Below are 23264 nucleotides of genomic sequence, written 5' to 3'. Positions count from 1 at the left end.
CCCTCGAACTGGGTTGGCCGGACCTGCTCTTGCGGCCGACGACGGACACGCTGCCGCGGCGTCGGGGTACGGCGATGGCGCTGTTCGGAAGCGTCCTGACAGGGCTCGTCCTTGTCCACCTTGTCCACAAAAACTAAGGACAGCGAGTGCCAACAAGTATCAACATCCAGTCGGCCGCAGCTAGAGTGCTCGACAGAGACGGCAACATCGATCCCTGGTTTGTCATGCTCAGTCCGAATATCACCCATAAACGGAGTGCTCCGGCGTTCCCGCCACGCCGGCCCGACGATTCGGCGACTACCTGTACCATCCAGTATCGCGAGCTGTCCGAACAGGCACTTTCCAATGCAGAAAAGTTCGTCAAGGATCTTTGGGGTGAACTACGAGCGTTGGCCAGCACGGAGGAACGAGTCTTCCGAATCATGGCCAGCGGACGTTATCGATCCGGAACCCTCATCAAGAGCAAATTTGACAAGAACTGGCAGGAATGGCTTCCATTACTGCGCGACACGGTGTCAAGCGACAGGTCGATCAGCTTCGCGTTGCCATCTTTTCCCTTCAAGATACCAAACCAGATAAAGGTTCGTCGACGTTCTCCGGACATGGCAGAACTGTTATGCCTGCAACGCCTTCTGGAAATTTGCCATGCGATCAGTTTGGTGCACGAGCCGGGCGCGTCGTTCAACATAATCTCAGACGGAATCATTTACTCGGACATCTGCGGAGTGAGTCGTATCGAAGCGACGTCCTACTTCGAGCAGATCGGCGACATGATCGCACAGCTCCACGCTACCGAACGGATCAAGCTGTTCGACATGCGGGAGGACATTCTCGCATCGTGCGCCGCAGACTACGAGGAGGTTCGGACATTTCTCGAACCAAAACTGCGTGAATGGTGGTCGGCCCACGACAAGGATGATCAAACGTTGCACTTGGTGCGCACCTTCGCCACGAACATCGACCTGCGACCACAGATCAACGCTGGCCTCTCATATGCCCTGAGCTACCTGGGCAGCAGCCAGCCGCTTGACGCGACAACGCAGATCAACCAGTTGCTGACCGAGATTGAGGACCAAGCCACCAGTGCGGCGTTCGAATTTGCGCTGACCCTGTGCGCCCTGAAATCGATCGACGCAGTAGCCACGTTTTTCCCTCACGACTTGCGCGCTACGGTGCACCCGAAGCCTGGCCAATGGGGAATCCATCTCGTCAACAACAAGACGAGAGTGTTCCCGTGGCAAGGTGTGGCATTCAAGAAGAAATCGGGAGAATGGCGAGTGCACACCGAAGCGGAAGCAATTCGACGCCGCGCCGTACCGGTCCACCTTCAGGCGGACCCGCTCCCCTATTATTACCAGGCCACTTCCGATTCCTAGCGGAAAAGGCCATCTGCTCGCCGATCGGCGAGCAACACGCCATTCCTGCCGCTGCTGAACGTCGGCGTCATCGTCCACGACTTCGCAGGTATTTCGGAACTCACGGCGCTGACAGGAAGCAGTAGGAACACACATGTCTTCACGAGCACGTGCGTCCTCGCCCGGAGCGCCGGATCACCCGGCCGGACCGGGTTCGGCCTCCGCGTTCTGGGCCGTGGCCGCGGCGATGGTGCTCACGCTGGCCGCCGGCGGGGCACCGTCACCGCTCTACGTCGACTACCAGGCACGCTGGCATTTCTCCTCCGCGACCTTGACAGTCATCTATGCGCTGTACGCGGGAGGAGTGATCATCACCCTGCTCTTCACCGGTGGCCTTTCCGACCGGGTCGGCCGCCGTCCCGTCCTGCTGGGCGGCATGGCGGCGCTGATGGTGAGCTTGCTGGTGTTCCTCGTCGCCGACGGCGCCGCCTGGCTGGGCGCGGCCCGACTGCTCCAGGGCCTGGCGACCGGGACGTTCACCGGAGCGGCGGGAGCCGCGCTCGCCGAGCTGCACCCTCGGCGCGACAGCCGGATCGCGGCCCTGGTCAACAGCACGTCGATGTCCATCGGTATCGCGGTGGGGGCACTGGGGGCAGGCGCGCTCGCAGAGTGGGCACCATGGCCCCTGCATACCCCCTACTTGCTCCTGATGGTCATCACCGTCGCGCTGTTCACCGTCATCGCCATCAGGGTCCCGGAGACGGTGCCGACGCGGTGCAGGCCCCTGCTCAGCACGCTGCTCCGCCCGCAACGGATCAGCATCCCCGCGCGGATGCGCAAGGAGTTCGTGACCGGCTGTCTCGGTGTGCTCGCCGCGTGCTCGGCGGCAGGGCTGTATCTCGGCCTCGGTGGCAGCCTGGCCAAGGAACTGCTCCACGCGGACAACCACGTAGTGGCGGGCTTGGTCATCCTGGCGGTGCAGGGTGTCGGTGGGCTTGCCCAACTCGGGTTCAGCGCGATGTCCGCCAGGGTCGCCTCCCTGCTCGGCTGTGCGGCGCTCATCGTGGGAATGTTCGTCGTGACCACGTCGAACATGATCTCCAGCGCCGCGCTGTTCCTGCTCGGCAGCGTCATCACCGGGATCGGGTTCGGTCTCGCCTTCATGGGGACCACCCGCCTGGTGACGCAGGCCGCGCCGGCCGACCAGCGCGGCCAGGTGCTCGCCGCCTATTTCGTCGTGGCCTATCTGGCCATCTCCGTTCCGGTGATCGGGGCGGGTGTGGTGTCTGTCCAGATCGGCCTGTCGGCCACCTTCTACCTGTTCGCAGGCGTGGTGAGCCTGATCGCCCTGACGACGCTGGTCAGCACGCTGATGGCGCGGCGGATCGGCCGGGCGCAACAGAGTCGCGCGACCATCGTCGTCGGTGCTCACTGTCCGCGGTGGAGACCATGAGGGTGGCCGAGCACGGGGAGCACTCGACCTCGTACTCCTCGTCGGGGACTCCCCCGGCCAACGCGTTCCTCCGGTACGCGCTCCCCCTTCGCCAGGTCCGCGAACCGGGGCAGCGCCGCGAAACTCGCGGGATAGGCGGTCCCCTGGTGGCGCAGGGCCAACCACAGCGCGCTCCACTTCCCGAGACATCCGGTTCCACAGCGAGCCGGTCGAGCTTGACGGGGATGTCTTGGGCGGTGCCGTAGGGGTGATGCATCGTGCATCACGAGGAGTGCTGAGCTATTCGAGTTCGAGGCCCGTGTTCCTGGCGACGTCCTGGAGCTGCGGCTTGGTACCGCTCGATGCGCTGGGCGCCCGAGCCAATGCCTGCGCACAGGGCATCGACTCGGGCCAGATTCGCTTACCGTCCGGCTTCTTCCGGGAAGGGAGACGTCGGTGATCACGTCTCAGAAACGCCCCCGGTCAGGCCGATCGACGACTCGCGCACGACGATCTCGTACGGCACGAGGACCGCTGTCGGCGGACCGCCTGGTTGTTCGATTCGCGTGACCAGGCGGTCAACGGCGGTAGCGGCGAGCACGTTCAGATCCGGACGCACGGTGGTCAGCGTCGGGTTGGCGTACGCCGCGTGCGGGGTGTCGTCCCATCCGGTGACCGCGACGTCCTCGGGCACCCGTACGCCAGCCCGCCGTAGTGCGTGCAGGGCACCGAAGGCGAGCAGGTCGTTGGCGCACACCAGCCCGTCGACGTCGGGTGTGGTTGCCAGCATCCGCGCCGTCGCATCCGCCCCGTCGGCTTCATCGAACTCGCCCACTTCGACAAGCAGGCTGGGGTCGGGGGTGATCCCGGCGGCACGCAGCGCCGCCGAATAGCCGTCAATGCGCTGCCTGCCGGGCCCGAGCGGACCCGTTGGGCGGTGGCCGAGGAACGCGATGCGGCGCCTGCCAAGATCGATGAGGTGTGCGGTCAGCTTCTGGGCCGCGGTGACGTTGTCGATCGCGATGACGTCGAGCGTGGTGCCCGCGGTGTTCTCGCCGAGCAGGACGACGGGCATCCGGGTGGCGAGGCGGGTGAGCGCGGCGGGCGGGGTGTGGGTCGGGCTGAAGAGCACGCCGTCGAAGGCGAAGCGCAGCAGCGAGGACGCCGCGCGCCGCTCCTCGGCCGGCTGCCGTCCGGCGGACTCGACGAACACCGCGTAGCCACGCTCGTCCGCGGCGTCGAACACCGCCTCGACCAGCCTCGAGAAGTACGGGTTGACGATGTCGGGCACCACGAGCGTGAGCGCGCGGGAACGACCTTGGCGCAGGGTGCGGCCCGCAATGTCCGGGCGGTAGTCGAGCTCGGAGATCGCGGCGAGCACTCGCGCGCGGGTGGCCGGTGCGACGTTGTCCCGCCCGTGGACGACGTTGGTGACCGTCTTCCATGACACCCCGGCCAGCGCCGCCACATCCTTGATCGTGGCGGCGCGGCCGGATGCGGATGGGGTCATTCCGGGATCATCGCAGCTCGGTCATCGGGGGTTTCGCAGGCGGCGGGGCGCTGTTGCGCCTTGCGCACGATCTCGACGTCGAGCTTGGTCGAGCGATCGAACCGGTAGATGCCGTTGCGCTCCTGCATGAGGTCGGTGAGCTGGGTGTAGCAGTAGCCGAACATCTCCGGATCGGCGAGCAGGGCCGCGGTCAGCCCGGCGAAGCGCTCGTGGAACTCGGCCTCGTCGCGCACCCGGACGCCATAGCCCCACGACTCGGCGCGGTCCTGGCCGTCGGCGTGCGCGGCGTCCGGGTCCCACCAGATCCCGCCGAACTCGGAGACGAAGTACGGCTGCCCGGCGTAGGGCAGCGAGATCGGCCGCCCGTCCTCCCAGCGGTTGGTGTGGGGTTTGCCGTTCGAGAGGCCGCCGATCTGCTCGGCGAACACCGTCGGGTCCTGCTCGTAGTTGTGCGAGTCGTAGACGTCGGTCTCGGCGACCCGATGCGAGTACCCCGAGGCGTCGAGCACCGGCCGGGTGGGGTCGGCGAGCTTGGTGGCCAGGAACATCGCCCGCGTCACGTCGTCGAGCACGGTGATGCGGTCGTGCAACGGCTGAGGGGTCTCGTTCAGCGGGCACCACCCGATGATCGAGGGGTGGTTGTGGTCGCGTTGCAGCACCTCCAGCCACTGTGTGACGAAGGAGGGGGTGGGCTGCTGTTCGTCCCCGGCACGGCCGTGTCCGCCGGAACCCCAGTCGCCGAACTCGCCCCACACGAGGTAGCCGAGCCGGTCGGCGTGGTAGAGGAAGCGCTCCTCGAACACCTTCTGGTGCAGCCGCGCCCCGTTGAAGCCCGCGGCCATGGCCAGCTCGATGTCCCGCACGAGCGCCTCGTCGCTCGGGGCGGTCATCAGGGTCTGCGGCCAGTAGCCCTGGTCGAGGACGAGCCGCTGGAAGAGCGGCCGGCCGTTCAGGCGCAGCGCGCGCCCGTCGATCGCCACCGAGCGAATCCCGGCATAGCCGGTGACCTCGTCGACGGACGCGCCGGCGGCGTCCACGAGCGCCACTCGCAGGTCGTAGAGGTGCGGGTCCTCGGGTGACCAGGGACGAAGCCGTTCCGCCGGCACCACGAGTTGTGCCACCGGGGCGAGGTCGAGGTCGGCCCGCACCTCGGCCCGCGTGACCGGCCCGTCGGCGTCGGCGAGCTCGGCGACGAGCCGGTGGCCCGGCCGGTTGGCCGTAACAGGTGCCTCCACGGTGAGCGTGCCCGCCGCGAGGTTCGGGGTGACCCGCACGCGGCGGAGGTGCACGTCGGGCACCGCCTCCAGCCAGACCGTCTGCCAGATCCCGGTGGTGCGGGTGTAGAAGCATTCGTAGTTGGCGTACCGCGTGGACTGCTTGCCGCGCGCCTGCGGGCCGTGGCGGGTGTCGCGGGCGCGCACCACGATCCGCACGCGCTCCCCGGCGCGGGCCCCCAGGTCGGCGGTGAAGGGCGAGAACCCGCCGCGGTGGCGCACGACCTCGGTGCCCTCGACCCAGACCGTGGCGTCGTGGTCGACGGCGCCGAAGTGCAGCAGCACCCGGTAACCCGCCCACTCGGCCGGAATCTCGACCGTCCGCGCGTACCAGACGGCCTCCAGGAAGTCGTTCGCGCCCACTCCCGACGCCGCCGACTCCGGCGCGAACGGCACGGTGATCCCGCCGCTGAGCGGGCGGTCCAGCAGCCCGCGCTCCAGGCCCGTGTCGCCTTGGTCGACCTCGAACTCCCAGCGGCCGTTGAGGGTCAGCCAGGTCGGGCGCACGCAGGTCGGGCGCGGGTGCTCGGGGCGGGGGACGGCCTCGGTCACGTGTGGGACTCCTCTGCGGTCGTCACTGCTCTGCGGTCGTCACTGCTCTGCGGTCGTCACTGCCCGCCGAGTCCGGTCGTGGCAATGCCCTTGATGATCTGCCGCTGGAAGAACAGGAAGATCACCAACAGTGGTGCGGCCGCGATCACCGCCGCGGCCATGGTCTGCGCGTACTGGATCCCGTAGGCGTTGCGCACGGTGCCGAGCCCGACCGGCATCGTCATCAGAGCGGGGTCGGTGGTGACGATGAACGGCCACAGGAAGTTGTTCCACGCACTGACGAAGGTGAAGATCGTGACGGCGACCAGGACGGGACGCGACAGCGGCAGGATCACCGACCACAGCACGCGCAGCCGTCCGGCGCCGTCGATGCGGGCCGCGTCCTCCAGTTCGACCGGCACCGTGTCGAAGAACCGCTTCAGCACGACGACGTTCACCGGGGCGATGACCTGGGGCAGGACGATGCCCCAGAACGTGTCGACGAGGCCGAAGGCCTGCATCTCCTGGTAGAGCGGCACCAGCAGGATCTGGCCGGGTACCAGGATCGCGGCCACCGTCAGCACCATCAGCCCCCGCCGGCCCCGGAAGTCCAGCCGGGACAGCGCGTAGGCGGCCAGCGCGCAGATCACCACGGTCAGCACGGTCACCGCTGTGGCCGTGGTGAGGCTGTTGAGCAGCCAGACCGGCAGCGATCCGACCGACAGCACCTGCGTGTAGGCCTCGAGCGTCCACCCGTTCTCCGGCCAGAAGGTGACCGGCACCGCGGCCGCGTCCGTCTCCGACTTGAACGAGGTCAGCACCGCCCACACCAACGGGGCCAGCCACAGCGCGCAGAACACCACGAGCGCGACGAGCACAAGCACTCGGGTGAGCCTGGAGCTGCCGAGCATCAGCGTCGTACCGCGCCGCCGGTCGGCCTTGCTGACCGCGACCGTCGTTCCCGCCACCTGCACGGCCATCTCAGTCCTCCCTGCGCGAGCGGGCGAACTGCACGAGCGAGACCCCCGCGACGAGCACGAAGAAGATCACCGAGATCGCCGAGGCGTAGCCGAGCCGGTAGCCGGTGAAGCCGACGTCGTAGACGTACTCCAGGATCGGTCGGGTCGCGTCGTTCGGCCCGCCCTTGACCATCAGGTAGATCTGGTCGAAGACCTTGAGCGAGGCCAGCACCTGCAACAGCAGGACCAGCCCGGTCGTGCGGCGCAGCATCGGCAGGGTGATGCTGGCGAGCCGGCGCAGCGGGCTCGCGCCGTCGATGGCCGCGGCCTCGTACAGGTGGTCGGGGATCGTCTGGATGGCCGCGAGGTAGAGCAGGAAGTTGAAGCCGACCGTCCACCACAGCGTGGTGATCGCGATCGACCACATCGCAACGCCCTCCTCGGTCAGCCAGCCGATCTCGGCCAGCCCGGCGTACTCCAGGAGACCGGTGATCAGGCCGCCGCCCGGCTGGTAGATCCAGCCCCAGATCGACGCCACGACCGCGGAGGTGAGCAGGAACGGGGCGAAGTAGGACAGCCGCCACAGCCACTGCCCCGGCAGCCCGGTGGCGACCAGCAGCGCCATCGCCAGCGAGACCACGACCAGCGGAACCGTCGTGATCAGCGTGAAGAACAGCGTGTTGCCCAGCGCCGACCACATCTTCGGGTCCGCCAGCGCCTCGGCGTAGTTGGCGAGCCCGGTGAACCGCGCCGGGCGGCCGGTCAGGCTCATGTCGGTGAAGCTCGTCCACAGCTGGTATCCGGCGGGGATGGCGAGGAAGAGCGCGAAGGCGACGAGGTAGGGCCCGGTGAAGGCGCCCGCGCTCAGGAACCCCGGCCTGCGGCGCGGCGCGGGAGCACGGGACCGCGCACGCGGGGGAACGGCGATCTGCGTCATGACGGTGTCGTCCTGTCGGGAGATCAGGCGGGATTGGGGAGGCGAAGCAGGTCCTCGACCACTCTGAGCATCGCGCGCGCGGTCTCCTCGGGAGAGAGCTCACCGAGGAAGCCACGCTCCAGCCGGGCGGACATCTGCTTCTGGAACTCGCTGCCCGGACCGGTGAACCACAGGGGCGGATCGAGGAACACGTGGTCGGCCGCGCTCGCGTAGGAGGACTGCGGCCGCAGCCGCGCGTACTCCGGGCTCGCCACGATCGGCAGGTAGCTCGGGATGTGGCCGCCCTGCGCCCAAGTCAGGCCCTCGCCGACGAGGCCGGCGGCCAGCGCGTGTGTCGCGCGGAGCCGCTCGGTCACCGTGTCGGGCCTGCGCGGCAGGACGAACACATGTGAGTCGGCGTAGCTCGCCGCCGCGCCGAACATCGTCGGGATCGGCAGCGCGCCCAGCCTCGGGATCTCCTTCGCGAGAGCGGGCAGCTCCCACTCTCCCCCGAGCAGCATGCCGGTGCGCCCGGTGGAGAATCCCGAGATGGCAGCCTCGTAGTTCGACGACCGGGACACGATCCGGTTGTCGAACAGCGAGCGGCAGAACGCGATGACCTCGACGGCCCGGTCCATGTCCCACTCGGCCGTGCTGCCGGAGAACCGGTACTCGCCGCCGGTCTGCCCGTAGAGCCCCCAGAACAGCCGCCAGCACTGCGCGCTGTCGAGCCGGAACCCGAAGCCGATCCCGGTGCCGCCGGTGACCTCGGCCAGCCTGCGGCCCGCGTGCGCGAACTGCTCCCGGGACGTGATCGGGACGAGCGCGCCGTCGGTACCGAGCAGTCCGGCCCGCTCGGCGACGTCGAGGTTGACGAACATGATGAACGGGTGGGTGTCCAGCGGTAGCGCGTAGACCTCGCCCTCGTAGAGGCAACGGCGCCACAGCGCCGGGGCGAACCGGTCCTCGGTCATGCCGAACTCGGCGAGCAGGCTGTGGTCGAAGGGCCGCAGGAGGCCGCCGGGCGCGTAGCCCGACAGCCGGGAGGCGTGCATGATGCCGAGATCAGGGGGCCGACCGCCCACTGACGCCATCCCCAGCTTCGTGTAGTACGGGGCACCCCACTCCAGGCACGTCGCCTGCACCGGCACCCCGACAGCCGGGCGCACCGCGTCCAGCATCGACATCATGACCGTGCCGTCAGCGCCCTGGAACAGGTGCCACATCTGCAGTGGTCGGCCGGCAAGACCGGTACCCGCCGAGCAGCCGCTGCCGCCCAGACCGAGCAGGCCGAAACCGGCCGCTCCAGCGACCGCGCTCCGCAACAGCGAGCGGCGACGGACAGTTCGTGGAGCGTGGCGCATGAGGACTCCTTCGTCCGCGCTGCCTGGTCCCGCACGACGGATTCTCACGTTGTAATCGCAGAGTGGCCAGGCGCCGCTCTGCTGTCAAGAGCCGCCGTCCCCTCGGCTACCACCACCGGGTCCGCGCAGCCCGGCAGCATGCCCCGGAACTGCTCCGGCAGCAGCGAACCGACACCGATGCCGAGCGAGTGCAACGACAACTCGACGACTTCGACAACACCCGACGACCAGCCTGACCCCGGCCCAGTCCGACGCCGCCCCGCCGTGCGGCGTAGGGCGCCTGCGACCCAGACCACGGCGGCAACTTGTCTTGTGTGGACGCTCTTTTCCGTGTGTTGTCCGTTTGATGACGCGGGGATAGCTGCGTTCTCTGCGGGAGGGGAAAAGCCGCCTGGTTGACAACCTGACGGCGTACGATGTTCCGGCGGTGTTCATCAGCAACGTGCCGGAAGGCTTGTCCAGTGCTGCCGGCATGCGCACAGCTGGCCGGAGCCTCTCCCACCTCGACATCTGACCTTCCGGGTCATCTCATAGCGGCGCGAGGCACTGTCAGCCGCTCCAGAGCAAGAAACTCGCTTCTGCCGCAGGGGAATCACCCGACGATAGCGTGGTAACCCCTCCAGAACGGATCACAACCGTGTGGAGAGGAGCTGATCGGCCAATGTCGCGTGCGAACAGCGAAGATGATGTGTCGATGCGCGATGCCCACCGGTGTTTCACCGGGCTGGCGCGGCTATGGCGCAGCGGGATGCGGCGCGTGCGACCTCAGCTGTCCGGACAGCACCTGGACGTGCTCGCCGCGATCGCCGCGGCGGAGGGTCCGGTCGAGGTCGAGGAACTGGCGCGGCGAACCCATCTCACCGCGCAGGCGGTGCTGCGGGCCAGTTCCCGCCTGTACGCCGCAGGTCTGATCGTGTGCAAACCCCCGCTGACCGAGGGGTCACACCTACGGTGCCAGCTCACCGGTGACGGCCGCCGCTACCTCGACCGCCTTGCCGACGAGCAGCTTCACCACCTGGCGGTAGCGGTGCGCCGACTACCGCCAGCCGCGCGAAAGGCATTGGGAGAGTTCATCTCCGAACTCGCACCCCTCCTCCCGCGCACCCCCTAGCGCCCCCCGGCTCTCGCCCAGCACTCAGGCGCCAGGACGCGCTCGGACAGCAGTTGGGACACCAGGGCAGTTGCAGAACTGCGGTCAAGGGAAAGGCCGGACCGCAGCAGAGCCTGTGGCGCACGGTCGGACGACAAGCCCTGGAACCGGCCTGGGTGATGTAGGCGGCCTCGTGGCCGGATACCGCGCTTTCCGAGCCGTACGAGCGGAACTCCGCTGTCCTGGCCGCTGATCGATGTGCCGCTGAGGTGAGCTGGGCGCGGGCCCCAGCCCACCTCCGGAGCGCTTACCGGTGCAGTTGGCCGCGGACGGCGCCCGCGGGGAAGTCGCTGTTGTGCACGTTGACGTAGAAGTGGCTCGGGTGCTTGCGCAGTTCCTTGGCCAGGTCGCGGCTGACGTCGGTGCAGCTGTGGCTGCGCCCGTGGGTGGGGGCCTTGAGGTGGACCACCACAGGGCCGCTGGTACCCGCCGGGCCCCGGTGGATGTGGGCGGCGCTGGCGTTGCCGATGCGGTTGACGGAGAGGGTGGCGCACACCCGGGTCGAGCCGATCCGGACGGAGGCGTAGCCGCGACCATCGGGGTCACCCGGGCCGGGAACCTCGGCCTCGCCGGTCAGCACGGCGGAGTACGAGCGCCCCAGACCGAGGTCCAGATCCAGGTCGAGCCCGAGCCCGATACCGATGCCGGAGGAGCGGTGGGCGGGACGGGACTCGGACGCGCTCGCCGCGGGAACGAGGGTGACCAACGCCAGGGCCGCGGCGACCGCGGATGTGCCGAGAACACGCGATGTGAAACGCATGAAAGCCTCCAGGAGAAGAGATTCGCTTCGTATTCCTGTCCTTCGGAGGCGTCGTAGGCATGGGTTGGTCCGGGCGGCGAGAATCGGGCGAAGTTGCTCCATCCGGGGACAGGACTGGTGATCACCGGTGACTCGGGGAAACAATGCGCGGCCCCGCAGGAGTTCAGCAGCCCACAGCCGTTGCGCGCCAAGGAATTTCGCCGCTGACCAATCCAGGGCCAGTGCGGTACCGAATGTGTTCACGAGGCGCTGAAAGGCACTTCGAACCCCACTCGAAGAGGAGAGAACACATGCAGGGTTTCCGCCGCAGGGCCACCGTCATCGCCGCTGTGCCCGCCGCGCTCGCACTGGTCATGGGTGCGCCCGCACTGGCCTTCGCCGACACCACCGACACCGTGACCCAGACGTCGACCTCGGCGAAGAGCTCGCTGAACCTGGACATCACCGCGCTGATCAACCTCGACGGCCGCGGGCACGGGCATCACGGCTCGGGGCTGCGCGGCGTGCTCGACCTGGACCTCGATCTGGGACTCGACCTCGACCTGGACGCCCACGGGCACGGTCACTGAGCCCCGCTCGAGGACACGGTGCGCCCCGGGCCTCCCGGCCCGGGGTGCACCGGGCATTGTGCTTCTGTGCGGGAGCGTCAGGTGAGTTCGATGCCGATGAGGCAGGTGTCGTCGTCGGTGTCGGAAGCGCTGTGGGCGAGCAGGTGGTCCACGCGTTGTTCAAGGTTGTCCGCGTGTGCTGCGGCTTGGGTGAGCAGGTGGGTGAGGCAGTCGTCGAGGGGGTGTCCGCGGCGTTCGATGAGCCCGTCGGTGTAGAGCAGCAGCACGTCGTGGGCGTGTAGCTGCACCTGTCCTTCGTCGTAGGTGTTGTCGGCGAACACCCCCAGCAGCCGCCCGGTGATCATGGGCAGGGTGTCGGCGTGGCCGTCGCGGATGAGCACGGGCGGGAGGTGGCCGGCGCGGGCCCATCGCAGGAGGCGGGTGGCGGGGTCGTAGAGGCCGCAGAGGGCGGTGGCGTGGATGCGGTCGGTGAGGTGGCGCGCGACGAGGTTGAGCCAGCCCAGCAGTTGCGCGGGCCCGGCGCCGGTGGCGGCCAGCCCGCGCAGGGCGTTGCGCAGCACGACCATCCCGGTCGCGGCCTGGATGCCGTGGCCGGTGATGTCGCCGACGGAGAGCAGGATCTCTCCTGTGGGCAGGGTGATCGCGTCGTACCAGTCACCGCCGACGACATAGTCGGTTTCGGCGGGCTGGTAGCGCACCGCGATCCGCAGCCCCGGGGTGTCGATGGGGGTGTGGGAGGGCGGCATGATCGCCTGCTGGAGCTGCAGGGCCAGCCGGTTGCTCTCGGCGGCTTGCTGTTCGGTGTGGGCGAGCTGATCGCGGGTGGCCGACAGGGCGACCTCGGTCCAGTGCTGCGCGGAGATGTCCTGGTAGGCGCCGCGCACGGCGACGAGCAGTCCGTCGCTGTCCAGCAGGGGTTCGGCGATGACCCGGACGTGCCGGAGGATGCCGTCGGGGCGGCGGAGCCGGAACGCGGTGGAGGCCGGGCGGTGCTGGTGCAGCAGGGTGCGCAGGAACCGGGTGATCGCGCGGGTGTCGTCGGGGTGGGCGTGGACGGCCAGCTGTTCCAGTGGGATGGGCGCGGCGGTCTCCGGCAGGCCGTGCAGGGTGAACAGCTGGGAGTTCCAGGTGATCACGCTGGTGAGGATGTTCTCCTCGAACCCACCGATGCGGCCGAGGCGCTGGGCGTGCTGGAGCAGGTTCGCCAGCCGCGCGGTCTCGTCTTGGATCCGCCACACCAGCAGCACGTGCTCGCCGTGCCTGCTGATGCTGACCTCGGCCATCGCGGTGAGGGTGACCTGGTCGACCACGGCGGGCAGCACCACGTGGGAGGCGCGGAAGGGCTCTCCGGTGGCGTGGACGTGTTCGATCTTGTCGAACAGGCCGCCCGCGCCCGCGGACATGGGGTAGACCTCCAGGAACAGTGCGCCGCTGACCTGCTCCCGCTTGCGGGCGAGGAGGTCGGTGAAGTTGCGGTTGGCGTGGTGGATGCGGAAGTCCACGAGTTCGCCGGCGGCGTCCAGGTGCGGGCGCAGGAGCAGGGCGGAATCCAGCAGGCTGTCGGCGAGTTCGGCCAGCTCGCCGGACTCCGCGGTGGCACTGCGGTCCCAGACGCCGCTGGGTCGGGTTTCCAGGGTGTGTGCGCACAACTGGCTCAGCGCTTCCAGTTGTCGCTGGACGCGCTCCGGCGGCGCGGGCCGGGGATGAGGCCAGCAGATCTCCAGGACTCCGAGGATGCGGCCGCCGGTGCCGGCGGGGATGACCGCCCGGGCTCCGGCGGGCAGGTCGTGGCCGCCGATGGAGGGAAGCCCGGTGGCGGCGAGGTCCTCGAGCCAGACCAGGGCGCGCTCGGTCAGGGCACGGCGGGCGGGGACGCCCACTCCGGGCGGGACGTAGTGCCAGCGCTGGGCTTCCTCCGCGGCCAGTCCGGCGCAGCCGGCCAGGGCCAGGGAGGAGTCGGCGTTGGCCTCCCAGATCGCCACGGCCACCGCTCCCAGTGGGGCCAGCGCGTGGACGAGCAGTGACTGGGCGACGGTCTGGGTATCCCCGGCGGCGAGCACCGCGCTTTCGGTGGTGCGCATCCGCACCGACTCCGAGGGCTGCCCTCCGGGCGCGCTCTGGGCCCGGGCGAGGAAGGCCCGCGCCGTACCGGCCATTTTGTCCTGGGCGGCCTGGTTGACGATGTCGGCGGCCAACTCGAGCACCGGCATGCCCGCGTCCCCGGCCAGCGCGTCGAGCTGACGGGCGGCGTCGGCCGGGCCGCAGTGCAGCCGCTCGACGAGGATTCCCTTGGCCAGCTCGACCAGTGCTCGCCCATCAGCCGCCGCGTGAGCCAGCCGCACCTCGCGGCGCAGCCGATCCACCGTCGCGGCCAGCCGGGTCAACCCCTGCCCGGGTTCGGCGGCCCCGGGGGCCAAGGCGTCGGGATCGCGGCGCGGGGCCAGGAGGGCGGGGAGCGGCGTGCGCTGGTCGATGCCGGGCATCGTGCTCCCCTCCGCCGGGTCGTGCACGCCGGTCACCGGGACAGCCACCGCTGCACACAGGCCACGAGGTCGTCGGCGTCAACGGGTTTGGTCACGTAGTCGTTCGCCCCGGAGGCCAGGCTCTTCTCCCGGTCACCGGGCATCGCCTTCGCCGTGACGGCGATGATCGGCAGCTGCGCGTGCTGGGGCATGGCCCGGATCGCCGCGGTGGCGGTGTAGCCGTCCATCTCCGGCATCATGACGTCCATCAGGATGATGTCGATGTCCGGGCGCGTGGTCAGGGCGTCGATGCCCAGCCGCCCGTTCTCGGCGTGCACGACGTCCATGCCGTGCAGTTCGAGGATGCTGGTCAGCGCGTAGACGTTGCGGGCGTCGTCGTCGACGACCAGTACCGAACGCCCGGCGAGCCCGGCGAGCGTGGTGTGCGGCGCCGCGGTGGCGGTGCTGTTGGGGCGCACCAGCGGCAGGACGTCGCCGGGCTGCTCGGCGGTGAGGTGCAGGGCGATGCGCTCGCGGAGTTCGTCCAAACTGGACAGAAGCTCCAAGGGCCTTCTGCTGGTGTGTTGCTGGAGCGCCTGTTCGTGTTCGGGGTCGAGCCTGCGGTTGTTGTGCGCCAGCACCGGAACCGTGCGCAGGCCAGGGTCGCCGTCCATGGCGTCGAGGAATCGCAGCGCGGCGCCCTGGGGCATGTCCAGGCCCAGGACGATGCAGTGACAGGCTTGCGCCGCAAGGGCTTCGGCCGCCTCCTGTGCGCCGACGGTGGTCACGATCTCCACCGGCCCCCGGGAGTCACCGCCCCCGGCGAGGTCGGCCACCGCGCTCTCGGCCACCAGGGACAGCAGCCCGCGGGGCTGGTCCTCGATCACCAGCAGCCGCCGCTGGTGCGCTGAGTCCTCGGCGGCGACACCGGGCGCGTGGATCGGTTGATCACTGTCCCCGGCCGGTGCCGGGAGGGTGTCGGCGTGCTCCTGCGTCGTGGGTACTTCGGTGAAGTCCGGGCGCGCGACGGGCAGGTAGAGGGTGAAGGTGCTGCCCCGGCCCAGGGTGCTGTGCGCGGTGATCGCGCCGCCGAGCAGGTAGGCGATCTCGCGGCTGATGGACAGGCCCAGCCCGGTGCCGCCGTATTTGCGGCTGGTGGTGCCGTCGGCCTGCTGGAAGGCGCCGAAGATGGATTCCAGTTGCTGTTCGGCGATGCCGATGCCGGTGTCCACGACGCGGAAGGCGATCGCCGAGCCGTGTGCGCGCACCGTCGCGGGCAGCTCGCCGGTGGCGGCGGGTTCGATGCGCAGTTCCACGCTGCCGGTCTCGGTGAACTTCACCGCGTTGGACAACAGGTTGCGCAGCACCTGCCGCAGCCGGGTGTCGTCGGTGAGCAGGTCGGCCGAGACCCCGGGCGCGGTGACGACCTGGAAGCCGAGGCCCTTCTGACTCGTCATCGGCTGGAAGGTGGCCTCGACGTAGTCCAGCAGTTGCCGCAGCGGCACCCGCTCCGGGGTGATGTCCATCTTCCCGGCCTCGACCTTGGAGAGGTCGAGGATGTCGTTGATCAGCTGCAGCAGGTCCGACCCGGCGGAGTGGATGATCCCGGCGTACTCGACCTGCTTGGCCGTGAGGTTGCGGGTCGGGTTCTGCGACAGCAGCTGCGCCAGGATCAGCAGGCTGTTGAGCGGGGTGCGCAGCTCGTGGCTCATGTTCGCCAGGAACTCCGACTTGTACTTCGAGGCCAGCGCCAGCTGCTGGGCGCGGGTCTCCAGTTCCTGGCGGGCCTGCTCGATCTCCAGGTTCTTCGTCTCGATGTCGGCGTTCTGCGTGGCCAGCAGCGCGGCCTTCTCCTCCAGCTCGGCGTTGGAGCGCTGCAGTTCCTCCTGCCGCGCCTGCAGCTCACCAGAGCGGGACTGCAGCTCACCGGCCAGCCTCTGCGACTCCTCCAGCAGCTCGTCGGTGCGCGCGTTGGCGATGATCGTGTTGACGTTGACCCCGACGGTCTCCATCAGCTGGTCGAGGAAGTCGCGGTGGATCGAGGTGAACTGGCCCAGCGAGGCCAGCTCGATGACCCCGAGCACCTGCTCCTCCACCACGATCGGCAACACCACCAGGCTTGCCGGGTCCGCCTCGCCCAGACCGGAGGAGATGCGCACATACCCCGAGGGCACCTCGTCGGTGGCGATCGTGCGTCGGCTGCGGGCGGCCTGGCCGACCAGGGACTGCCCCAACCGGAACCGGCGTGCCCGCTGCGGCCCCCCGGCCTGCGCCGGGTAGCCGTAGGAGCTGATCAGCCGCAGCTCGGTGCCCTCGCTGGCCTCCTCGGCGAGGTAGAAGGCGCCGTACTGGGCCTGCACCAACGGCACCAGCTCGTCCATGATCAGCTCGGCGACCACCGCCAGGTCGCGGCGGCCCTGCATCAACCCGGAGATGCGGGCCAGGTTGGACTTGAGCCAGTCCTGGTCCTGGTTGGCCTTGGTGGTCTCGCGCAGCGACCCCACCATCGAGTTGATGTTGTCCTTGAGCTCGGCGACCTCACCGGATGCCTCGACGGTGATCGAGCGGGTCAGATCGCCCTCGGCGACCGCGCTGGTGACCTCGGCGATCGCCCGGACCTGGCGGGTGAGGTTCCCGGCGAGCTCGTTGACGTTCTCCGTCAACCGCTTCCACGTGCCCGAGACCCCTTCGACCTCCGCCTGCCCGCCGAGGCGGCCCTCGCTGCCGACCTCCCGGGCCACGCGGGTGACCTCGGCCGCGAAGGAGGACAACTGGTCCACCATGGTGTTGATGGTGGTCTTGAGCTCCAGGATCTCCCCGCGCGCGTCGACGTCGATCTTGCGGGTCAGATCGCCGCGGGCGACGGCGGTGGTGACCTGGGCGATGTTGCGGACCTGACCGGTCAGGTTGTTGGCCATGGAGTTGACGTTGTCGGTGAGGTCCTTCCACGTGCCCGCGACGTTGGGCACCAGCGCCTGCCCGCCGAGGATGCCCTCCGTGCCGACCTCGCGGGCCACGCGGGTGACCTCGTCGGCGAACGCCGAGAGCGTGTCGACCATCGTGTTGATCACCCCGGCCAGCGCGGCGACCTCGCCCTTGGCCTCCACCACGATCTTCTGCGACAGGTCACCCCGGGCCACGGCGGTGGCGACCTGGGCGATCGAGCGAACCTGACCGGTCAGGTTCGAGGCCATCACGTTGACGTTGTCGGTGAGGTCCTTCCACGTTCCCGACACCCCGCGCACCGTCGCCTGCCCACCGAGGTTGCCCTCGGTGCCCACCTCGCGGGCCACGCGGGTGACCTCGTCGGCGAACGCCGAGAGCTGGTCCACCATCGTGTTGATGGTGTCCTTGAGCTCCAGGATCTCCCCGCGCGCGTCCACCCGGATCTTCTGCGACAGATCACCCTTGGCCACCGCGGTGGTGACCTCGGCGATCGAGCGGACCTGAGCGGTGAGGTTGTCGGCCATGAAGTTCACCGAGTCAGTGAGGTCCCGCCACGTGCCGGAGACCCCCTTCACGTCGGCCTGGCCACCGAGACGGCCGTCGGTGCCCACCTCGCGGGCGACCCGCGTCACCTCGTCGGCGAACGCCGAGAGCTGGTCCACCATCGTGTTGATGGTGCTCTTCAGCTCCAGGATCTCCCCCCGCGCGTCCACGGTGATCTTCTGCGACAGGTCGCCGCGCGCGACGGCGGTGGCGACCTGGGCGATCGAGCGCACCTGCGCGGTGAGGTTGCCCGCCATGAAGTTCACCGAGTCCGTGAGATCCCGCCACGTGCCGGAGACGCCCTTGACGTCGGCCTGCCCGCCCAGCGCGCCCTCGGTGCCCACCTCGCGGGAAACCCGGGTGACCTCGTCGGCGAAGGAGGACAGTTGGTCCACCATCGTGTTGATGGTGTTCTTCAGCTCCAGGATCTCGCCCCGGGCGTCCACGGTGATCTTCTGCGACAGATCACCCCGCGCGACCGCCGTGGTGACCTGAGCGACGTTGCGGACCTGGTCGGTGAGGTTGCCCGCCATGAAGTTCACCGAATCGGTCAGGTCCCGCCAGACCCCGCCGACGCCGGGAACCTCGGCCTGCCCGCCGAGGCGGCCTTCGCTGCCCACCTCCCGCGCCACCCGGGTGACCTCATCGGCGAAGGAGGACAGCTGATCCACCATCGTGTTGACGGTCTCCTTCAGCTCCAGGATCTCCCCGCGCGCGTCCACGTCGATCTTCTGCGACAGGTCACCCCGCGCCACCGCTGTGGCGACCTGGGCGATGTCCCGGACCTGCGTGGTCAGGTTCCCGGCCATCGCGTTGACCGAGTCGGTCAGGTCCTCCCAGGTACCCGAGACACCCGGCACCTGCGCTTGGCCGCCCAGTCGTCCCTCGGTACCGACCTCGCGGGCGACACGAGTGACCTCGGAGGTGAACAACGACAGCTGGTCGACCATGCCGTTGAAGACCGTGGCGATCTCTCCCAGCAGACCGTCGGCGTCATCAGGCAATCGCGTACCGAAGTCACCGTCGCGCACCGCGGTCAACCCCGCTAGCAGCTGTCGCAGGTCCAGCTGGTCACCCGACGCCGCCGCGGCCGCGGTGTTCGAGCGCACGCCCGACTTCTCGGCCATATCCGCTTCGCTCCTCATAAGCCTGCCACCCGCACGACCAGCGGCGGTGTTGGAGTACACGCTATACGTGTTTGTCCTACGGCAACTAAGGACGAACACGCCGGAGCGTCAACCATTCCGCCCCGCCGGGTGTTGCAGGCCACGGCGTTGCGCTCAGCGGGGCACACGGGAAGTGATTGTGGTGCGGAAGCGGCCCGACGGTGGTGGTCTCGCTGAGGTGCCGACCGGCGCCCGCGCACCCTCCACTGTGGAGGGCAAGCTCCTCCGCGCACTGGCCTCACCCGTTTCGGAGCAGGTCTTGGCGTGCGATCCACAAGTCAGGTGAGGAACTGACCTCCGGTGACGGCCAGAACCTCACCGGTGACGTAGCTGGATTCCTGGGAGGCCAGGAACACGTAGGCGGGCGCGAGTTCGGCGGGCTGGGCGGCGCGGCCGATCGGGGTCTGCTCGCCGAAACCGCTGACCTTCTCCTCCGGCATGGTGGCGGGGATCAGCGGGGTCCACACCGGGCCGGGCGCCACGGCGTTGACCCGGATGCCCTTGCCGATCAGCTGCGCGGACAGCCCCTGGGTGAAGTTGACGATCGCGGCCTTGGTCGCGGCGTAGTCCAGCAGTTCCGGGGACGGCTGCCGCGATTGGATGGAGGAGCTGTTGATGATGGCGGCCCCAGGCCTCATGTGCGGGACGGCGGCCTTGCACAGCCAGAACATCGCGTAGATGTTGGTCTTGAACACCCGGTCGAACTGCTCGGTGGTGATGTCGAGGATGCTGTCCTGCGCCATCTGGTAGGCGGCGTTGTTGACCAGGATGTCGATGCCGCCCAGGTCCCGCACCGCCCGCTCGACCAGCACCTGGCAGTCCCGCTCCTGGCGGAGATCTCCCGGCACCGCGACACCGCTGCGGCCCGCTTGTTCGATCAGTTCCACGGTCCGGTCGGCGTCGTCCTGTTCTTCGTCCAGGTGCGCGATCAGCACGTCGGCGCCTTCGCGGGCGAAAGCGATCGCCACCGCGCGCCCGATCCCGGAGTCACCACCGGTGATCACAGCTTTCCGGCCGCTCAGCCGCCCGGTTCCGCGATAGGTGTCCTCCCCGTGGTCGGGGTCCGGTCCCATCTCCCGCTCCCGCCCGGGCGGTCGCTGCGACTGCTCCCCCTGCTCCTGCGGACCGGGGTACTGCTGCTGCGGATCCTGCGGCGTGAACTGGTCAGCAACCACGATGAACTCCCACTCTCGCGGCAACAAACAACACACTCGGCGACGGTGCACCTTCCAGCGCGGACAATTCCCCCGTCTCAGCGAATCAAACCGTGCATCTCCTGGGGTCGCTCTAGCGCTGTGTATGCCGCCCGCCGATGCCCTCGCTGAGCCGCAATTTCGGCGTGAATGGCGTGAGCCCGTGCCCGTACTGGATGGCGGTCCCGCAACTGCTGATGCTGCCCTTCGGTGACCTGTGGGCCGACCGCTACCCACGCGCCCGCCTCATGATCACCGCAGAGGTCCTCGGCGCGCTCACCTCCGCCGCCCTCGCGGTGGAACTGCTCTCCGGCTCCCCCAGCATTCCCGTGCTGACGATCCTGGCCGCCTGTGCCGGTTTGACCGTCCCACTGTTCGGCCCGGCCAGCCGTGCCGTAGTCCCTGAGATCGTCCCGGCGGATCAGCTGCAGGACCACATCTCGCGGCGGCTTGCCGCCGACGCCGTCCTCCGAGCGGTCCCAGAACACCCGTAGGCCGCTCTACGTATCCCCGCTACCAAGCCACACAGCCAGTCTGGCGCACCGGTTGCCTCGCCCCGCCGGGCCCGGCCCACAGCGCGCACGCCGTGTGCCGCTGCTCGACCACGCCGGGCATCAGCCCAAGAGACCGCCGATTCTGTCCTTAATGGACTTTCGCCCTGTGCTGAGCCATGGTCTTAGCACAGGGGTCGTCGTGCGCGCCGAGCACGGCTGGTCCCTGTTCTGGGTCCAGGGGCTGATGCGGTGCGCAGTAGAGCAGCATGCCCATCCACCGCCGAACCTCCGCCTGACTCATGCGCTTCAGAGTGAAGTAACGGCTCGGCAAGATGTCGACACCGAACCAGCGGACAGTGTCTGACCTCAGCAGCACCGCCATGTGGCAGCGCAACGAGAGCACCGGGGAGTAGTCGGGACCCCAGAACTTCACCGCCACATCGACGATCTCGGATTCGTGGTCCCGAAACCACCCCGGTCGTCCCACCGCGCTGAGGTGGTGCTCCTTGGCCTCGTCCATGAGTTGGCCCAGTAACCGAGCATCAGCCTTGCGGATGTCCCAGGGGCCCCCGACGGACCGGTGTCTCCACCGGTGCCACACCTTGATCTGCGTCACCAGGCTATTCAAGCCCAAGCCACCGCCGGTGGCCGTAAAACCGTGGGGAACAGTGTTGCTCAGCGCGGGAACATCGACACAAGCGGACACCGTTCCTGCTGCTCAGGCGATCTCAGAGCACGCCCTTGGGCTTGGCCAGCCCCCAAGCTCACCGTGGCCCGAAAGCTGGTACCGAAAGTAAAGGCCAGGCAGGAAACCGATCCTGGCCTGGCTCGACACCGCTGGAGGAGACCGCATCGGCGGTTGACTGGTCGCCGTCCCCCTGACCTCTGGTCGGTGGCGTTTTTCCTTGCCGCCGACCACGGAACTGGGTTCGCCGCGAACGCGGCCGTCGGAAGGCCGACGCCCACCGCCTTCCGGGTAGCTTTCGGGTTGGCCTGCGAAGCGTGAAGCCCCCTCAGTCCGTGAGCTGCGGTGCGGCAGTCGCACGCTGGACAACCAGCTCGGCGTCCCGCAGGGGATGCTCTTGACGTAAAACTGTTGTCTGCGTTGGACACTGCGAGTTGCCCTGTTCCGACTCGGACAGTGACCCGCTCCCCCAGCGCTGACTCAGGTTCCGGCTTCAGTGTGGGCATGGCGACCAGGTGAGACGACGACGGCGGTTTCTCGCACGGTTGTCGTTGTGGGAGAACAACATCGCTGTGGTTCGTATGGAGATCCAGAGCTTCTGCGGACGGTGCTGAAGCGCCTCGTCGAGGGCCAGGCGGTGGTGCTTGGTGTGCGGGGCAAGATCGACCTCGACACGCTCGACGTGCTCACCGAGGGACTGTCCCCGGTAACTGGCGTGGAGGCACTGTTGTTGGCGTCGGGAGTGTGGGTGCCGTCGGCCGGGTGGTGGTTGAGGCTTCGGTACTCGTGGTGGGTGTTGTGGCGGTTGTGGCGAGATGTTCTTGCTGAGGCCCCGGAGCTCGCGTTGCGGGAGCCGCGGGCGCGGTTGCTTGATGTGGTGTTCGTTCGTGATGTGTCGGAGAGGGTGTGCCGGGCGGTGGTGGAGATCCGTGACGTCATGCTCGTGTTGCGTCCGTACGTCACTGCTGAGGACCACCGAGCGACCTGTGACCGCATGTCGCTGGAGCTCAGTGAGACGCCGGGCTCGGAGCTGACGTTCTTCACTCGCGTGGCGCGCGCCTGGCGGCCGGGTCGGCCAGCGATGAACATGGTGACGGGGAGGGTTTGATGGGCAGGGCTGTGCTGGTCACTGGAGCGTCCGGCGGTATCGGAGCCGCGATCGCGCGGGTGTTCGCGCGGGCCGGGGACGCGGTGATGGTCCACTACGCAAGTAGCGCGGAACGTGCTCAGGAGGTCGTGGACGATCTGCCGGGGGTCGGGCACGTGATGTTCGGCGCCGACCTCGCAGAACCCGAGCAGGCGAGACGGTTGGTCGAGACGACTGCGGCCAACTTGGGCGGGTTGGACGTCGTGGTCAACAACGCGGGGACCGCGGCGCCGGAGCACGCGATCGACTGCTCGTTCGAGCAGTGGCAGTTGGCGTGGCAACGCATCGTCGCGGTCAACTTGCTGGGCGCGGCTTACGTCAGCCACTGCGCGATCCCGCACCTGCGGGAGCGCCGTGGGCGGATCGTCAACGTCGGTTCCCGTGCCGCGTATCGCGGGATGCCCGCCGCTCCGGCGTATGCGGCGAGCAAGGCGGCGCTGCATGCTTTTGCCCAGTCCCTCGCAGTGGCCGTCGGGGGCGACGGGATCGCGGTCACCACCGTCGCCCCGGGGGTGGTCGACACCGGCATGGGAACGCCGTTCCTCCAAGGTGAGGTCGGCGAGGCGATACGCGGGCAGAGCCCGTTCTACCGAGTGGCCACCGCCGAGGAGGTCGCGTCCGCCGTGCTCTACCTCGCCTCGCCGGAGGCGGAGTTCGCCAGCGGCACCGTCCTCGACCTCAACGGCGCCTCCTACCTCCGGTAGACCTCAACGCCGAACCCGCGCTCGAAGCCGGTCAATGGACGTCGCCGAGCAACCGGTGCGCGCAGCGCGGCTTCGAGGATCAACAATGTCCTCAATGGACAGAT

General features: G+C 68.7%; 17 protein-coding genes and 1 pseudogene. 8 read left to right on the top strand and 10 right to left on the bottom strand.

All coding sequences use genetic code 11. The features are described 5' to 3' along the window. Positions 1 to 146 precede the first annotated feature (146 nt). Both NLX83_RS22100 and NLX83_RS22095 read left to right on the top strand, forming a co-directional pair. Positions 147 to 1376, top strand: coding sequence for an L-tyrosine/L-tryptophan isonitrile synthase family protein (locus NLX83_RS22100; protein ID WP_254237031.1), 1230 nt, complete (start codon positions 147 to 149; stop codon positions 1374 to 1376). A gap of 133 nt (positions 1377 to 1509) precedes the next feature. After that, positions 1510 to 2808, top strand: coding sequence for an MFS transporter (locus NLX83_RS22095; RefSeq protein WP_254237030.1), 1299 nt, complete (start codon positions 1510 to 1512; stop codon positions 2806 to 2808). 439 nt (positions 2809 to 3247) lie between these two features. On the opposite strand, the gene NLX83_RS22090 is transcribed toward NLX83_RS22095, so the two are convergent. From NLX83_RS22090 to NLX83_RS22070, 5 genes are read right to left on the bottom strand one after another with little or no spacing between them, the layout of a single operon-like run. Continuing rightward, complete coding sequence (locus NLX83_RS22090) at positions 3248 to 4297, bottom strand: LacI family DNA-binding transcriptional regulator (RefSeq protein ID WP_254237029.1); 1050 nt, start codon at positions 4295 to 4297, stop codon at positions 3248 to 3250. Beyond that, positions 4294 to 6123 carry a glycoside hydrolase family 2 protein gene (locus tag NLX83_RS22085; RefSeq protein ID WP_254237028.1) on the bottom strand — a complete coding sequence of 610 codons (1830 nt, stop codon included), beginning with the start codon at positions 6121 to 6123 and terminating at the stop codon, positions 4294 to 4296. The genes NLX83_RS22090 and NLX83_RS22085 overlap by 4 nt, the downstream gene beginning before the upstream one ends. Before the next feature lie 56 nt (positions 6124 to 6179). Then, positions 6180 to 7082 (bottom strand): carbohydrate ABC transporter permease, encoded by a 903-nt coding sequence (locus NLX83_RS22080; protein ID WP_254237027.1) that lies wholly within the window; start codon positions 7080 to 7082, stop codon positions 6180 to 6182. Position 7083: 1 nt separating this feature from the next. Further along, on the bottom strand, positions 7084 to 7998 hold the full coding sequence (locus NLX83_RS22075) for a carbohydrate ABC transporter permease (RefSeq protein ID WP_254237026.1): 915 nt from the start codon (positions 7996 to 7998) through the stop codon (positions 7084 to 7086). Positions 7999 to 8021: 23 nt separating this feature from the next. Then, complete coding sequence (locus NLX83_RS22070) at positions 8022 to 9341, bottom strand: extracellular solute-binding protein (RefSeq protein ID WP_254237025.1); 1320 nt, start codon at positions 9339 to 9341, stop codon at positions 8022 to 8024. 424 nt (positions 9342 to 9765) lie between these two features. Here NLX83_RS22070 and NLX83_RS42275 point away from each other — a divergent pair. Together NLX83_RS42275 and NLX83_RS22065 are read left to right on the top strand one after the other, a co-directional pair. Beyond that, positions 9766 to 9846 (top strand): annotated as a pseudogene (locus NLX83_RS42275) (ZIP family zinc transporter); the annotation flags it as partial. Positions 9847 to 10035: 189 nt separating this feature from the next. Then, positions 10036 to 10452, top strand: coding sequence for a MarR family winged helix-turn-helix transcriptional regulator (locus NLX83_RS22065; RefSeq protein ID WP_254237024.1), 417 nt, complete (start codon positions 10036 to 10038; stop codon positions 10450 to 10452). A gap of 286 nt (positions 10453 to 10738) precedes the next feature. On the opposite strand, the gene NLX83_RS22060 is transcribed toward NLX83_RS22065, so the two are convergent. Continuing rightward, positions 10739 to 11251 carry a CHRD domain-containing protein gene (locus tag NLX83_RS22060; protein WP_254237023.1) on the bottom strand — a complete coding sequence of 171 codons (513 nt, stop codon included), beginning with the start codon at positions 11249 to 11251 and terminating at the stop codon, positions 10739 to 10741. A gap of 290 nt (positions 11252 to 11541) precedes the next feature. Between NLX83_RS22060 and NLX83_RS22055 the strand changes: the two genes are divergently transcribed. Continuing rightward, on the top strand, positions 11542 to 11820 hold the full coding sequence (locus NLX83_RS22055) for a hypothetical protein (RefSeq protein ID WP_254237022.1): 279 nt from the start codon (positions 11542 to 11544) through the stop codon (positions 11818 to 11820). Between the two features lie 77 nt (positions 11821 to 11897). Here NLX83_RS22055 and NLX83_RS22050 read toward each other — a convergent pair whose 3' ends face one another. The 3 genes from NLX83_RS22050 to NLX83_RS22040 all read right to left on the bottom strand — a co-directional run bounded on the left by NLX83_RS22050 (position 11898) and on the right by NLX83_RS22040 (position 20112). Further along, the gene (locus tag NLX83_RS22050) at positions 11898 to 14351 is read right to left on the bottom strand and encodes a SpoIIE family protein phosphatase (protein ID WP_254237021.1); all 2454 of its coding nucleotides are present in this window, start codon (positions 14349 to 14351) and stop codon (positions 11898 to 11900) included. After that, a complete protein-coding gene (locus NLX83_RS22045; RefSeq protein ID WP_254237020.1) occupies positions 14336 to 18898 on the bottom strand; it encodes a HAMP domain-containing protein in 4563 nt (1520 codons plus the stop codon). Before NLX83_RS22045 ends, NLX83_RS22050 begins: the two co-directional genes overlap by 16 nt. A gap of 317 nt (positions 18899 to 19215) precedes the next feature. After that, entirely contained in the window at positions 19216 to 20112 is an 897-nt protein-coding gene (locus NLX83_RS22040; protein ID WP_374118791.1) for an SDR family oxidoreductase, read from the bottom strand. Between the two features lie 164 nt (positions 20113 to 20276). Here NLX83_RS22040 and NLX83_RS22035 point away from each other — a divergent pair, with 164 nt between their 5' ends. Continuing rightward, entirely contained in the window at positions 20277 to 20624 is a 348-nt protein-coding gene (locus NLX83_RS22035; RefSeq protein ID WP_254237019.1) for an MFS transporter, read from the top strand. A 148-nt stretch (positions 20625 to 20772) separates the two neighbouring features. Here the strand turns inward: NLX83_RS22035 and NLX83_RS22030 are convergent, their stop codons facing one another. Continuing rightward, on the bottom strand, positions 20773 to 21240 hold the full coding sequence (locus NLX83_RS22030) for a hypothetical protein (protein WP_254237018.1): 468 nt from the start codon (positions 21238 to 21240) through the stop codon (positions 20773 to 20775). A 718-nt stretch (positions 21241 to 21958) separates the two neighbouring features. Here NLX83_RS22030 and NLX83_RS22025 point away from each other — a divergent pair. Both NLX83_RS22025 and NLX83_RS22020 read left to right on the top strand, forming a co-directional pair. After that, positions 21959 to 22417: a DUF6545 domain-containing protein gene (locus NLX83_RS22025; RefSeq protein ID WP_254237017.1), complete on the top strand. Its 459-nt coding sequence runs from the start codon at positions 21959 to 21961 to the stop codon at positions 22415 to 22417. Beyond that, complete coding sequence (locus NLX83_RS22020) at positions 22417 to 23160, top strand: SDR family NAD(P)-dependent oxidoreductase (protein WP_254237016.1); 744 nt, start codon at positions 22417 to 22419, stop codon at positions 23158 to 23160. Before NLX83_RS22025 ends, NLX83_RS22020 begins: the two co-directional genes overlap by 1 nt. The last annotated feature ends 104 nt before the right edge of the window (positions 23161 to 23264 follow it).

Origin of the sequence: Allokutzneria sp. A3M-2-11 16 (assembly GCF_024213555.1) — a bacterium.
Taxonomy (GTDB): domain Bacteria; phylum Actinomycetota; class Actinomycetes; order Mycobacteriales; family Pseudonocardiaceae; genus Allokutzneria.
Note: the sequence above shows the minus strand (reverse complement) of the source record. Positions and strands in the feature narration are given on the sequence as shown.